10 protein-coding genes are annotated in these 14,251 nt (G+C 50.6%); 3 read left to right on the top strand and 7 right to left on the bottom strand.

Annotated elements, in window-relative coordinates:
• Positions 1–70: 70 nt before the first annotated feature.
• On the bottom strand, positions 71–1,492 hold the full coding sequence (locus Q4E93_RS16205) for a tetratricopeptide repeat protein (RefSeq protein WP_303586920.1): 1,422 nt from the start codon (positions 1,490–1,492) through the stop codon (positions 71–73).
• A gap of 268 nt (positions 1,493–1,760) precedes the next feature.
• Between Q4E93_RS16205 and Q4E93_RS16200 the strand changes: the two genes are divergently transcribed.
• Positions 1,761–2,132: a hypothetical protein gene (locus Q4E93_RS16200; RefSeq protein WP_303586918.1), complete on the top strand. Its 372-nt coding sequence runs from the start codon at positions 1,761–1,763 to the stop codon at positions 2,130–2,132.
• Between the two features lie 15 nt (positions 2,133–2,147).
• On the opposite strand, the gene Q4E93_RS16195 is transcribed toward Q4E93_RS16200, so the two are convergent.
• The 6 genes from Q4E93_RS16195 to purL form a co-directional block, all read right to left on the bottom strand.
• On the bottom strand, positions 2,148–2,810 hold the full coding sequence (locus Q4E93_RS16195) for a hypothetical protein (RefSeq protein ID WP_303586916.1): 663 nt from the start codon (positions 2,808–2,810) through the stop codon (positions 2,148–2,150).
• A 92-nt stretch (positions 2,811–2,902) separates the two neighbouring features.
• The gene (gene yidC, locus Q4E93_RS16190; protein WP_303586914.1) at positions 2,903–4,717 is read right to left on the bottom strand and encodes a membrane protein insertase YidC; all 1,815 of its coding nucleotides are present in this window, start codon (positions 4,715–4,717) and stop codon (positions 2,903–2,905) included.
• A gap of 85 nt (positions 4,718–4,802) precedes the next feature.
• Entirely contained in the window at positions 4,803–6,452 is a 1,650-nt protein-coding gene (pyrG, locus tag Q4E93_RS16185; RefSeq protein WP_303586911.1) for a CTP synthase, read from the bottom strand.
• A 986-nt stretch (positions 6,453–7,438) separates the two neighbouring features.
• Entirely contained in the window at positions 7,439–8,236 is a 798-nt protein-coding gene (proC, locus tag Q4E93_RS16180) for a pyrroline-5-carboxylate reductase (RefSeq protein ID WP_303586909.1), read from the bottom strand.
• Positions 8,237–8,243: 7 nt separating this feature from the next.
• Positions 8,244–9,239 carry an ADP-glyceromanno-heptose 6-epimerase gene (gene rfaD / locus Q4E93_RS16175; RefSeq protein ID WP_303586908.1) on the bottom strand — a complete coding sequence of 332 codons (996 nt, stop codon included), beginning with the start codon at positions 9,237–9,239 and terminating at the stop codon, positions 8,244–8,246.
• 1 nt (position 9,240) lies between these two features.
• Positions 9,241–11,514, bottom strand: coding sequence for a phosphoribosylformylglycinamidine synthase subunit PurL (gene purL / locus Q4E93_RS16170; protein WP_303586906.1), 2,274 nt, complete (start codon positions 11,512–11,514; stop codon positions 9,241–9,243).
• Positions 11,515–11,626: 112 nt separating this feature from the next.
• Between purL and Q4E93_RS16165 the strand changes: the two genes are divergently transcribed.
• Together Q4E93_RS16165 and Q4E93_RS16160 are read left to right on the top strand one after the other, a co-directional pair.
• Positions 11,627–12,769 carry a glycosyltransferase family 4 protein gene (locus tag Q4E93_RS16165; protein WP_303586905.1) on the top strand — a complete coding sequence of 381 codons (1,143 nt, stop codon included), beginning with the start codon at positions 11,627–11,629 and terminating at the stop codon, positions 12,767–12,769.
• 2 nt (positions 12,770–12,771) lie between these two features.
• A complete protein-coding gene (locus tag Q4E93_RS16160) occupies positions 12,772–14,103 on the top strand; it encodes a hypothetical protein (protein ID WP_303586904.1) in 1,332 nt (443 codons plus the stop codon).
• The last annotated feature ends 148 nt before the right edge of the window (positions 14,104–14,251 follow it).

Here is a 14,251-nt window from a genome sequence, read left to right as displayed (position 1 = left end):
CTTACGAGGCGCAAATGTATGAATCGTCCACGACAAATTTCACATTAAAAAATTCGCGATAATGTAATGGCTAGATAGACTTATTCTTTTTATACCGGGCGATGATATCCACCACTGGCTGGTATTGCAGGATCACCGGGTTCAGCTCAAGTAGTTTCTTCAGGAGCTTCGGCGATTTGGCCATGGCTTTCTCCAATTGCAGCAGGCCCTCTTTTGATCTTCCCAGGGCAAAATAAATGGCGCTGAGGTAAAAGACGAACAAAGGCTTCCCCCCGGTGATTCGGATAGCCGCCTCCACCTGCTCCAGCGCCTCTTCGAAGAATTCCGCATTGTAAAGACAACGGATAAGCGCTTCCCAGCTGGATATATTTCGGGGCCTCATCCGGACCACATTGGAAAAGAATTGTATGGCTTCCTTGAATTCCCCCAGCTGCATCTTGCACTCCCCCATCGCCAGGTTATATTCAGGCTGCATGGTGTGAATGCGCATGGCTGCCTCCAACTGCTTGACAGCCTGCCCCCACTGCCCCTCATTGATATAGGTACAGGCAAGCTTGTAGTAAAGCTTGCTGTCATCCGGGTTCAAATGTGAAGCCTTCCGGTAATAAAAGCGGGCCTGGGCATAATTGTCAAGCTTATCATAGCAATGCCCAATCGCCTCGTAGATCACGTCCTCGGGCCGGGACAGCTCCAGCACCTTCTCCAGTGATTCAATGGCATCACGGTATTTGCGGAGACGAATGTAAGCGTCCCCCATGTTCCGGTAGGCATAGTCGAATTTTTCGTCTATTACCAGGGCATATTTATAAGCGTCCACCGCTTTCTCATACAGCTTCAGACCCTGGAAAGCCGCCGCCAGGTTGAACCAGGCCAGCTCGCTATAAGGATTATCGTCGATGATCTGCTGATGAAGCCGGATGCTTTCTTCATTCCGCCCGGTGAAATCAGTCCAAAAGCAGATCTTATACAGGGCCTCCTCATTTCCCGGGTCCTGCTCTAAGATCAGCTTCAGACAGTCGAAGATCTTGTCAAACTCCTCATAATCGTCATATACGTCCGCCAGCTCGAACAAAAGCTCTATACGCTCCTCCCCTTCAAAATGCAGCAGGGCATTCTCTAATAATGCGACAGCCTTCTCCTGTTGGTCAAGTGCCAGGTAAGCGTCCGTCTTCAGTATATAAAGGTTGATATCAGCGCCGTCCAGCAGCTCCGCCTGCTCCAGAATGGCCAAGGCTTCAAAATACCGGCGGGTGGCGATCATCAGGTCCGCCTTTTTGATCAGGAGGGCCGCAGAGTAGGGATATTGCCCAATGCCGATCTCCACCGCTTCTATCGCCTGAGGCAAGTCCTCCGTATCATCAAAATAGTCAATTATCTTTTCAAAAGCTTCTTCCTCCAGGAACGAATGCTGCCGCCCATTCTTCAGATCCTGATACTGCTTCAGCAACTCCTTCATTTCATCCCGGTCCTGATGGTATGGATTTTCTTGCATGTGCTTAAGGTTATCGTAATTTACAGTATTCCCCCTTATCCGCAAATTTTTTACCCCCGGGGAGCAACCCAAATCCTTCGGAGGACGTACTTATTAACAGAGATTTGACCATTGTGGAAAGAATCCTGGGATTAAAATCCCCTTAAAATGTAACCTTTTCTTTACCACAGCGTTAAAGATTTATTAAAATTTAGGATAAGCGGTTAAAAAAGTCCCAATTTTTTTCACTACATTTGTAACCAGAATGCAAAAACCAAGAACCATACGGATGAGAAAGATGCTGCGACACATGGTTGTCAGTACCTTCCTGCTTGCAGTGGTCGGTTTGGCTTTTGCGAGCAAAGGCGGCGGCGGAGACAAAAAGAACAACAAAAGCGTCCCTCTCAAGACTGAGTTCACGCCCATCCGCACCACCGGTAACTTTACCCTGAAATCAACTCCTGCTTACAGTGGCAGCTTCTTCCTGGGACAGGAAAAGACAAAGACAACGATCTCCTTCAATACCCTCGTTACTTACGAGAATGGCAACAGCGTATTCATCATGCCTTACAAATACAAGGTGAATATTCCTGGTGTCAATGACGGCAACGCCAGGACAAACCTCCAGTTGCTGGATCTCCGGATCAAAATGCACCGCTAAGCTGTTCCGATAGATTTATCCCCCGATTTTCATTTTCTTGCTCTCTTCATAGTTCATCTCCCGATAACCCGACTTCGGTATATCGAATTTTGAAACGGGTACAGGATTCAGGCTGATCCTCGACACCCTGTAGCTGATCTTGACTTCCCCGCTGGCGAGCTCATATTCCAGGGGTAATCCTTCCAAATTGCGGAAAGGGGGATCATATTCCTTGTTCTCGGTCAGAAGGTCCTTCGTATAGAACACGGTGATGGTGGAGCCCGAATGGGTCGTTGCAGTAGCTTTCTGGCATTTATACCCGGCTATTTCCTTCGTCTCGCTGGTAGTCGTCTTAAAGACCATTCCGTCATAAAGCCGGTTCCTTTCCTTCCAATTGTCAGGGTTCAGCCGGATCAGCAGCTTCTGTCCGCTGACCTCCTTGAGAATGACACCGAAACCCGTACTGGCATCAAAAATAACGGTAGAGGAAAAGATGGGGCTGACAATCTCGCTCCGGCTTTTGTTGCCCTTTATATAAACGGTATGCGTGGCATTTTCACTGACTGAAGAAGTCTTGCCATTGACGACGGAATAGTCGTATACAAGCGTTAGCTCGGATACTTTCTTTTGCGCGGTCTCCGGTTCCATATGCGGCAGGAACAAAGCTCCTGCTGCGGCGATCAAGGTTAGTACTTTCATTGGCTTGGCCTTAACTATCTGTTATCTATAGCTATTAAAAATAAGAAAGACCATTGAGAACCACAAATCCGCCCTTTGGATGCCCTCCGCAGCTATTTACGGGTCTTTTGCGCCTGCTTTTGCGCTTCCTGCATTTGCTCCAGCCGCTCCTGCCACTTGGATTTCGTTTTGGGCTTGCTCCTGTTCTCCTGCAGCTTTGCCAGTATCTTATCGTGATCGATGATATAGTTCTGAATGACGAATTGAAGAATAAGGGTAATGACGTTGGAAACGGTATAATACCAGGTCAGCGCCGATGCCAGGTTGTTGAAGAACAACAGCAGCATGACAGGCATGATGTAAGGCATGTATTTCATGGCCGGATTGCTCTGGTCAGGCGTCATGCTCATCCCATACAGGGAGATCAGGAAGCTGGTGACCACGGCCAGCAAAGCAAAAAGACTGACATGGTCGCCATAACCCGGAATAGAAAATCCGAAATGCAGGACACTGTCATAGGTCGAAAGGTCCGGGCTCCAGAGAAAGGATTCCCCCCGCAGACCGATATTGGAATTAAAGAAACTGTATAGTGCGAAGAAGATAGGTATCTGTAACAAGGCTGGGATACAGCCTCCCAAAGGATTCACGCCCGCCTCACGGAAAAGCTTCATCTGCTCCATTCCCACCTGCTGCTGATCATTCCCTACCCTTTTTTTCATAGCCTCGATCTCCGGCCGCAGTGCCTTCATTTTGGCGCCGCTGAGGTAGCTGCTGTACACCAGCGGAGAGGTGATCAGGCGGATAAAGAGCGTCAGCAAAAGGATCGCGATCCCAAAGCTGGCGATATGCGCCTTAAAGAAGTTGAACACAGGCATGATGATATACACGTTGATCGGGCGCACAAAAGAATATACGCCGCGGCCCAGGTCGATGATCTTGGTCATGCCGGTCGCCTGGCTTTCCAGGATCTTGAAATCGTTGGGACCGTAATACAGCTGGAAAGGCAAACTGCTGGACGCGGCAGCGGCAAATTTAGTCTGCATGTTCACCTCCGCCCGGGCCAGCGTATTGCTCGTGTCATTGTTATCCCTCACCAGGTGCACATTCCCTCCGGTAAAGCTGTTGCCCTGGCCTGCAATAAGCGACGTATTGAAGAACTGCTGGGTGACCGACAGCCATTTCACAGGCTTTTCAAAAGTTCTCTCAGATTTTTGCGATATAAAATCGAATGTTTCGTCCTCATAATAGCAAAAGCTGATCAGCCTTCTCTCCACGCTTGCATGCCGCTGGGTGCGTCCCACATAAGCATGCCAAGCCAGGTTAAAGGTATTCTGCGTAAACAGCTTGTCCACGCCATTGGCGGTCACGTTCCAGTCGATGCGGTAATCATTGGGACGAACGGTGAATTGGTGTATGATGGACTGCCCGCCGGGCGTCGGTAAGGTATAGCTCACGGTCTGACTGCCATCCGCATTCTTCACCAGTTGGCCCCCATGAAAATAAAGATCGGCGATCTGCAGCACTCCGCCGGCGCCGGTATTGATGGAATAAGAAAGGCGGTTATCCGTACCCGGTGCCACCAGCTTCACGGGCGTGCTGTCGTAGGATTTGAAATTCTTCAGCTCGACAGACGCCGGCTGGCCGCCCTTATTGCTGAAAACGATCTTCAACAGCTCGTTCTCCACCGTAAGTGATTGCTCCGTTCCATTGATAACGTTGTTGATACCGTTGGTGTCAAGTGTGGTCGTCGTCCTGGCGGTATCCCGCAGTTTTGCCTCCGCCGCCTGCCGCGCCTTCACTTTGGAAATGGAGTCTTCGATGAGTCTCCGTTGCGCCTCCAGTTGGTGGCTATTCTTGGTGGAAAGATATAAGTAGGCAAATAATAATAGTCCCAGCAGCACAAATCCAATAACCGTATTGCGATCCATTCCCATTATGATAGCTTTTAAAGAAGTGCAAATATAGGGATAAGGGGGCCCGGCGCGAGCCCGGACCCCCTTATTTTACGAATAATTATATCATCTCGCTTTGCAAAAGCGGGTTACGCACCGCGTTCTTCGCTTCGGCGAACTCTTTGGCTGCCTTGATGAAATGAACAAAAATAGGCTGCGGGCTTTCCACCGTGCTTTTCAGCTCCGGATGATATTGCACCCCGATAAAGAAAGGATGATGAGGCAGCTCGATGATCTCCACCAGGCCGCTTTCCGGGTTGGTGCCGCTGGGGGTCATACCGGCCTGCTCGAACTGGCTTAGATACGCATTGTTAAATTCCCACCTGTGACGATGCCTTTCGCTGATCTCGGGCTTCCCGTAGATCTGCATGGCCAATGACCCCTCTTTCAGGACACAGGGATAAGCTCCCAGCCGCATCGTCCCCCCCTTGGCCGTCACCTGCTTCTGCTCTTCCATCAGGTCGATAACAGGATCCGGCGTATGAAGATCCATTTCGGTCGAATGCGCACTCTTGAGTCCCAATACATTACGGGCAAATTCAATGACAGCCATCTGCATACCCAGACAGATGCCGAAGAAAGGCAATCTGTTCTCACGGGCATATTTTACGGCAATGATCTTCCCTTCCACCCCGCGATGCCCGAATCCAGGCGCCACGAGCAATCCGTCCAGGTTGCCCAGCTTCTCTGCGACATTCTCGTCCGTAATGAACTCGCTATGCACATTCACCACCTGCACCTTGCATTCATTCATCGCACCCGCATGCACAAAGGATTCCAGGATGGACTTGTAGGCATCCTGCAGCTCGATGTACTTGCCGATAAGGCCGATGGTCACTTTACTTTTGGGATATTTCAGCTTATCCAGGAACTCCTTCCAGCGGGACAGTTCAGGCTCATGAAAATGCGTAATATTCATCTTCTTGAGACAGATCAGGTCCAGCTTCTCCCGCATCATGGTCAATGGCACTTCATAGATCGTAGGCATGTCAGCCGCTTCGATCACCGCCTCCGGTTTAACATTACAGAAAAGGGCCACTTTCTTTTTAATATCCGGCGACAGGGGCTCTTCCGTCCGGCACACGATGATGTCCGGGTGTACGCCTTCCTGGCTCAGCAGCTTCACGCTATGTTGTGTAGGCTTTGTCTTCAGTTCTTTGGCAGCTTTCAGATAGGGGATCAGCGTAAGGTGCACCACCACACAATCTTCCTCGGGCATCTCCCATTGCAGTTGACGGACTGCCTCAATAAAAGGAAGGGACTCGATATCCCCCACCGTACCACCCAGCTCGGTGATGATGATGTCATATTTATTGCCCTGACCCAGCAGCAGCATTCTCCGCTTGATCTCGTCGGTGATATGCGGGATCACCTGCACCGTCTTGCCCAGGTAGGCGCCCTCTCTTTCTTTATTGATGACAGTCTGGTAGATCCTGCCGGTGGTTACGTTGTTGGCCTGCGATGTATATAGGTTCAGAAAACGCTCGTAATGTCCCAGGTCCAGGTCCGTCTCAGCGCCATCCTCCGTCACAAAGCATTCGCCATGCTCGTAAGGATTCAGCGTCCCTGGATCTACATTAATATATGGATCAAACTTCTGAATGGTTACCCTTAGTCCCCTGGCTTGCAGCAGCTTGGCCAGTGAAGCCGCGATAATTCCTTTGCCCAATGAAGATGTCACGCCACCTGTAACAAAAATATACTTCGCCATAAAATGGTCAATTAATTTATTATTAAATGCATTGTTTTATTGTTGGGCGACAGGCAAAAAACAATAACTTACATCACCGGTCCATACTTCATCAAATGGCGAAAATGACCTGGGGTCTTGCTTCCTTCTTACAGTCGAATCGGAAGCAAACAATGACAATTGTAATTTTGATCTTATTTCTGCAAACCTGTCTGAATTGACCTGCTGAGAACCAACAGAAAAGGGAAATTCCTAGAGGTCATGTAAAGGTACAGTTATTTCTATTCGCGCCCAAAAAAAACGGCCGGAGGCCGTTTGCGCGAAGCGCCATAAAGACACGCCACAGGCGTGTCGCCCGAAGGGCCATCATTAGCGGCCTAAATAACCCCTCCCAGACCGTCAGGTCAACCTCGCCTATTTAATCTCCCCAGACCGTCAGGTCAATCTCGCCTCCCTAAACCCACCCACACCATCAGGTCAACCTCCCATAAAAAAGACCACCCATCGGGCGGTCTATCAAAACAAATTAACTATTTCTTCTATCTGTACGATGCCAGCGAGAAAGTCGATCCCGATCTGGAATCTTCCTGATTTTCGGATTGAGAAGAGACATTCTTCGATACTTCCCTCGCAGAAGTCAGTTTCTCAGAGTGACTGAGCTTTACGGCATGTAGTACCGTAATGGTCAGGATCTCCACGGCTAGAACAACAAGGGTTGTGGTCTTTCCTTTTTTCATGGTGTAATTGGATTTACAAATTGTTTCTTTGGGATTGATTAACTGTGCTTTAGGTTTCATAAAGCAATAATCAAACGCAAGATAGAGCCATTTTATTACCCTTGCAATCGTAAAATTCCGGGTTAACCCCCACATTTTCAACAAGTTTTGTCCTATTTACCCCGCACATTTTATACTAATAAATAATATGATTAAGAGTTGGACTATAAGGGTTCATACAGTCTGGCATGTAGTCCCTGCTAATGCCTTTACTATAGTTCTACCTAAGTATTAGTCTTTAGCAATTTTATCATAGCTGGCCACGAGGCCCTTAATAAGGGAGGAGCTAAAACCCTGGTGCTCCATTTCGTTCAGCCCGGCAATGGTACATCCCTTGGGCGTCGTTACTTTGTCGATTTCCTGCTCCGGATGGGTGCCTTTTTTCAACAGTAGCTCGGCGGCCCCTTTAACGGTCTGGGCGGCAATCAGCGTCGCCGTGGCCGCATCAAACCCTATTTCGATCCCCCCCTGGATATTGGCCCTGATATAACGCATGGCAAAGGCAGTTCCACAGGCGCCCAGGACGGTGGCCGCATCCATCAGCTTTTCATCGATCCTCACCGCTTTGCCCAGCTGACCAAAGATATCCTGGACATACTGCAGCTGCTCCTCATTGACATTTTGCGCCGCAAGACAGGTCATGCTCTCCTGTATGGCAATGGCGGTGTTGGGCATGGCCCGGACGATAGGCACCCTCTTTCCCAGGCTTGCAGCAATATGCCCGATGCTGATCCCCGTCACTACCGAGACGAGCACATGCTTTTCTTCATTGAACTCCTCCCGGAGCGAGCCCAGAATATCATTTACCTGGAAAGGCTTCACGGCCAGGATGACCAGGTCCGCATAACGCAGCGCTTCCGCATTCTTATCGCTCACCAGTACGCCTTTCCTTTCCAGCGCATGCAGGGTCTGTATATTCCGCTTTGTCACCAGTATATGCTTGGGCTGAACAAAGCCGCTTTGTATCAACCCCTCCGCGATGGCAGTGCCGAGATTGCCGCCGCCAATGATGGCTATTTTCTTATTCATTATGGTATTAATAATATTGCTCTTTAGCCAGGTAATTCCGCACATAATCTCCTACTCCTTCTTCCAGCGAATAGAATTTCTCCGTATATCCGGCTGCACGCAGCTTATCCATAGTGGCCTCGGTGAAATATTGATATTTGTCCCGGATGTCTTCCGGCATATCGATAAAAGTAATGCTCGGCGTCAGGTCCAGTCCGGCAAAAGTGGCCTTTGCCAGGTCCTCGAAGCTCCGCGCCTTACCCGTCCCAAGATTATAAATGGCGGAAGCAGGCCGGTTCTCCATTAGCCAGTAACACACTTTCAAGAGGTCCTTCACATATACAAAATCCCGCAGCTGCTGGCCATCCTTGTATTCAGGCCGATGGCTCCTGAACAACTTTACATTGCCGTTGGCCCTGATCTGGTTGAAAGAATGAAAGATCACGCTGGCCATTCGCGCCTTGTGATACTCATTGGGACCATATACATTGAAAAACTTCAGCCCCGCCCAGAAAGGAGGGTGATCCTTCTGCTCCAGGACCCATTTATCAAACTCATTTTTCGATACCCCATAGGCATTCAACGGCTGCAGGCGGGGAATGAGGGCGTGATTGTCCTCGTACCCCAGCTCTCCGGCCCCATAGGTTGCCGCGGAAGAAGCATAGACCAGTCCTATCTGCCTGGCAGTACAATAGTTCCAGATCTTTTGGGAATAGGCAACGTTCAGGTGTTCATGAACAGAATAATCGAACTCCGTGGTATCTGTGCGGGCGCCAATATGAAAGACAAATCGGATACGGGGTTGATTCTTCTCCAGCCAGTCGAAGAACTTCTCCCGCCATACCTTACAGGCGAATTCCTTTCCCTGTAAATTGCGTTCCTTTTCCTCGTCGCCAAACTCATCCACCAGGATCAGGTCCTTTAGCCCATGCTGGTTCAGAAAACCCACCAGGCAGCTGCCGATAAAACCCGCAGCACCCGTCACGACAATATATTCCTTCTGTGCTTTGATCGTTCCTTCCATATTATTCCATTTCAACCAGTCCCGTCATATAATTTTCGATGGTTTGATCATATTTATCCTTCCATTCATTCACCGTACCCCACTCCATTCCATCTACTTCAAAAGACCCGTTGGTAACAAATCCGATCTCTTCGTAAGGCAGCTTGCCCAATGCTTTCCTGAAACTTTCCACCTTGTCGGGAGCAACGCTGACGACCACCCTGCTTTGGGCTTCTCCAAACCAGTAAGCATCCTTACGGATCTCCGCATCCGAAGCCACTACATCGAAACCCAGGCCATTGGGAAAAGCGGACTCAGCCAGCGTGATGAACAGCCCGCCTTCGCTTACATCATGCGCGCTGCGGACCAGCTGCCCACGGATCAGCTTGCTCAGCGTATCCTGTAATAACAGCTCTTCTTCCAATTCGAAATGCGGGGCCGGGCTATACTCGACACCTTTTAACTTATGCAGGTACTCCGATGAGCTGATATCGTTGCTGCTCTTACCTAATAAAAAGATGATGTCTCCCTCTTCCTTGAAGTTCAGCGTCATCTTGTCCTTTACGGATTCCAGCAACCCCACCATGCCGATCGTAGGCGTAGGATACACCGCGCCTCCGGGATGCTGGTTATAGAAACTGACGTTGCCGCCCGTCACCGGTGTGTCGAACTTCCGGCAGGCCTCGCCCATGCCTTTGATGGCATTGACAAACTGGTAGTAGACTTCCGGTTCGTATGGGTTACCGAAATTAAGACAGTTAGTCACTCCAAGAGGTTGGCCGCCGCTGCATACGATGTTCCTGGCTGCTTCCGCCACGGCGATCATCGCCCCTTTATACGGGTCGGCGAATACATAGCGGCTATTGCAGTCCGTTGTCATCGCCAACGCCTTGCCAGAACTTCGGTCCTGAGCGTCGCTCAGTCCTCGTTCGGAACCTTCACTTCGTTCGGTTCCCTTTGCCAGCACGACGGCCGCATCGCTGGGCTGGTTCGTGGAAGTGTTGGCAGTACCCACCGTACTGTCGTATTGGACAGCTATCCATCTCTTGGAAGCAATATTGGGCAGGGCCACCAGCTGCTCGGCAATGCTCCGCAGATCATCCGGCACCTCGATGGCGGCAGGATCAAAAGCCTTGATCTTTGAGAGATAACCCGGCTCTTTGTAAGGCCGGTCATACTGGGGAGCGCCGCCGCCCAACACCAGCTCATAGGCGGGGATCTCAGCTTCCAGCATTCCATTCATATAGAAACGAAGGATGCCGTCGTCCGTTACATGACCGATCGTAGCGGCAGGAAGATCCCATTTTTCGAAAATGCCGACCACTTCCGCTTCCCGGCCTTTTTCAACGACCATCAGCATACGCTCCTGGCTTTCACTGAGCAGAAGCTCCCAGGCCTTCATATTTTGTTGACGGGCAGGCACCTTATCCAGGTCGATATGCATACCCACCTCTCCCTTTGCGCTCATTTCGGAAGTGCTGCAGATGATGCCCGCGGCGCCCATATCCTGCATGCCCACCACAGCCCCTGTTTTGATCACCTCCAGGCAGGCTTCCAGCAATTTCTTTTCCTGGAAAGGATCACCCACCTGTACGGCAGGAAGTTCCTTGACGCTTTCGCCGGTGATATTCGCGCTGGCGAAAGAAGCGCCTCCCATGCCATCCTTGCCCGTAGCGCTGCCGACAAAGATCACAGGGTTTCCCGTTCCCTTGGCAGTGGCGGAGATGGTCTCTCCGTTTTTTAGTATCCCTACGCTCATGGCATTCACCAGTGGGTTGGTGTGGTAACAGTCTTCAAAATAAACTTCACCGCCTACGGTCGGCACGCCAAAACAGTTTCCGTAATGACCAATGCCATGGACCACCCCGGACAGCAGGTGCTTCGTCTTGGACTCTTTCAGATTGCCGAAGCGAAGGGAGTTGAGGGAGGCGATCGGCCTTGCCCCCATGGTAAAGATATCACGATGGATACCCCCCACGCCCGTTGCAGCGCCCTGGAAAGGCTCCAGCGCCGAAGGGTGATTGTGCGACTCTATCTTGAATACGACGCCATAACCGTCCCCGATGTCCATCAGACCGGCATTTTCCTCGCCGGCCTTCACCAGCATCTTCTTCCCATCGCGGGGAAGGGTCTTCAACCATTTGATCGAGTTCTTATAGCTGCAGTGCTCGCTCCACATGGCGCTGAAAGCGCATAGCTCTGTAAAGTTGGGAGTGCGGCCGAGTTTCTGTTGGATCAATTCGAATTCTTCCGGGGTAAGTCTAAGCTCTTCGGCTGTTTTTGCGCTTATTTCCATGTTATTTTATAAGAGACCGCAAAAGTACGAAATCCCTCCGTTAATCCCCCTTGGTGCATCCCTTCAAGGGAAAAATTGAATAAATGAATATGAATCAGTAGGTTTGTCCCGTATGCCTTCCAATAAAAGAATTGCTTTTGTAGCCAACACCAGCTGGAGCATCTACAATTTCAGATTATATCTCCTGAAAAAACTAATAGAGCAAGGCTTTTCCGTCTTTGTGCTCGCCCCCCGCGACGAGTATACGGAGAAATTCGAGGACATTAAAGGACTCACTTTTATCCAGCTGAATAAATTCCGGGCAAAAAGCATTTCCCCTATTCATAATATCCAGCTGCAACGAGAGCTGGCCCTCCATTATCGTCAGATCCAGCCGGGCCTCATCTTCCATTACACCGTTAAAGCCAATTTATACGGCTCCAGGGCAGCCGCCAGGACCAAATGTCCTTCCATCAGCGTCTTTACAGGCCTGGGCTATGCATTTTCAAACAGGTGGTTCCGGGCCTTCGCACAGGCAAAGCTCCGGAAGGCATTGAGACACAATATCCAGACATGGTTTCTCAACAAGGATGACGAACAGCTTTTTATAGAGAAGGCCCTGGTAAAGAAAGAAAAAGCATTTATTCTGCCGGGGGAAGGCGTGGACACCGCGGCTTTCTACCCAGCCCCATCCGCAGCAGATAAAAAAGAAGTGGTCTTCCTGCTCATCGCCAGGATCATCAGCCATAAAGGTATCCATGAGTTTATCCGGGCCGCCGAGCTGCTGAAACAAAAAGGCCTGCCGGTGCAGTGCCAGCTGCTGGGATTTTTTGACGAAGGCAGCCCCATTGCCATTTCGCGGCGGCAGGTGGAAGAATGGCAGGAAAAGAACTTGATACAATACCTGGGTGACACGGACGACGTGGCTCCATTCATCGAAAAGGCAGACTGTGTCGTTCTGCCCTCCTACCGGGAAGGAATGCCGTTAAGCCTGCTGGAAGGCGCCAGCATGTGCAAGGGACTCATCGCCACCGACACGCCCGGTTGCCGGGAGGTGGTCCGGGATGGGGTCAACGGCTTCCTCTGTAAAGAAAAGGACGGCGCCGACCTGGCCGGCAAAATGGAAAAATATTGTCATCTGACAGGAGATCTTCGTCGCAGGATGGGCGAAGCAGGCCGGGAGCTGGTCCTTCAACATTTCACCCGGGAGATCGTCGCAGATATTTACCTCGATAAAATAAAGGCCCTGCTGACGCCCCGGCAGGAACATCGATAGCCATGCACATCCTTTTGTTTATTATTTATGCGGCCGTCCTGGGATGGATCATCACCCGTCGACCTTTCTTCAGGGACATCCAGCCCGGCATGCTGCTCGCCTTTTTTGCGCTGCGGATAGCCGCAGGATGCCTGCATACCTGGGTCGCATATAAATATTATCCCAACCACGGAGACATATGGCTTTTCTTCCAGGATAGCTTTGTCACCCGCCACCTGTTGTTCACCGACTTCCATGCCTTCTGGGCAGACAACTCCTCCCTCGCCTACCTGCCGCATAACCTCATCGAATGGACGCATGTGCTTTTCAACTTCCTGTCATTTGATAATTTCTATATCAACACCCTCTTCTTCACCTTCCTCACCTTCGGCGGTCACATCGCCCTGTTCCGCGTTTTTTATGAAAGGTTTGGTCATGACACGCTTAGCGCAGCCTCCATGCTGCTGTTGCCTTCCGTCCTGTTCTGGACATCCTGCATGCACACCGAAGGGATCATTTACGCCATGCTGGGGTGGCTTTTCTATACCCTTCACCGCTCTTTCAGAACAGGTTGGACAACCGGCCGCATCCTCCTGGGCCTTGCGCTCACCGGCCTCACCATCTTCTTCCGCCCCGCCATCGCCATAGGATTGCTGCCCGCCCTTGCCTGGTGGACAGCAGCTGAAATGCACCTCCGCCGCCGTACCCTCCTGATCGCCGCAGCAGCGCTTATACTGCTTATATCCCTGCTCTCCTGGGCAAACCCTCCTATCCTCGCCCTGATCCCGCACACCCTCAGCTCCCGGCAACAGGAATATCAATCGCTTACCGGTAATTCCCGTATCCCCCTGCCCCTGCTGGAACCCACCTGGAATAGCCTGTGGCACGTCCTCCCGGACGCGTTATTCAATGGACTGTTCCAACCCACCCCCGGCGCCGGAGGACAGAAGATCTATCTCTTTTTCTCCCTGGAGCTTTATGCCATCTGGATCCTGGCCCTGCTGGCGCTTATCCGGGCTGCAAGCCACAAACGAAAAGCTCCTGCTCAAAACTCAAGGCTTGCAGCTTGCAGCTTGAAGCTTGAAGCTCAGAGCTCACAGCTCGCCGCTCTCAGCTCAAAGCTCGCCGCTCTCAGCCCCCAGCTCACCGCTCGCAGCTCACTGCTCGCAGCTTGTCTTCTTCTCGCCCTCCCCGGCATGCTCCTGATCGGCTACATCATCCCTTTCGTGGGTGCGATCGTCCGCTATCGTAGCATCTACCTTCCCTTCCTGCTCGCACCTTGCATGGCAACGTTGCAGGCCTCCCCTCCTTTCCTAAAATTGAAAAATGCATTAACCACCTACATTTTTAAATAAAAATCACAACATTTCACGATTCATTGAACAAAATGTGGATATTATTTTTAAAGCCTAAATTTTATTCAAAACCAGCTTAAACATGAGCAAATATCAATATATATCTAATATGTAATGGATTAGAATTATTTGATATGAATAAAAAAAA

The organism is Flavitalea plasmicola, assembly GCF_030546645.1.
In the GTDB taxonomy this organism is placed as follows: domain Bacteria; phylum Bacteroidota; class Bacteroidia; order Chitinophagales; family Chitinophagaceae; genus Puia.
This window is presented reverse-complemented; position numbering and strand designations above follow the sequence as displayed.

Coding starts and splice junctions, on each gene's coding strand:
- Q4E93_RS16205 (WP_303586920.1), bottom strand. CDS start 1,492: ATGCAAGAAAATCCATACCATCAGGACCGGGATGAAATGAAGGAGTTG.
- Q4E93_RS16200 (WP_303586918.1), top strand. CDS start 1,761: ATGAGAAAGATGCTGCGACACATGGTTGTCAGTACCTTCCTGCTTGCA.
- Q4E93_RS16195 (WP_303586916.1), bottom strand. CDS start 2,810: ATGAAAGTACTAACCTTGATCGCCGCAGCAGGAGCTTTGTTCCTGCCG.
- yidC (WP_303586914.1), bottom strand. CDS start 4,717: ATGGATCGCAATACGGTTATTGGATTTGTGCTGCTGGGACTATTATTA.
- pyrG (WP_303586911.1), bottom strand. CDS start 6,452: ATGGCGAAGTATATTTTTGTTACAGGTGGCGTGACATCTTCATTGGGC.
- proC (WP_303586909.1), bottom strand. CDS start 8,236: ATGAATAAGAAAATAGCCATCATTGGCGGCGGCAATCTCGGCACTGCC.
- rfaD (WP_303586908.1), bottom strand. CDS start 9,239: ATGGAAGGAACGATCAAAGCACAGAAGGAATATATTGTCGTGACGGGT.
- purL (WP_303586906.1), bottom strand. CDS start 11,514: ATGGAAATAAGCGCAAAAACAGCCGAAGAGCTTAGACTTACCCCGGAA.
- Q4E93_RS16165 (WP_303586905.1), top strand. CDS start 11,627: ATGCCTTCCAATAAAAGAATTGCTTTTGTAGCCAACACCAGCTGGAGC.
- Q4E93_RS16160 (WP_303586904.1), top strand. CDS start 12,772: ATGCACATCCTTTTGTTTATTATTTATGCGGCCGTCCTGGGATGGATC.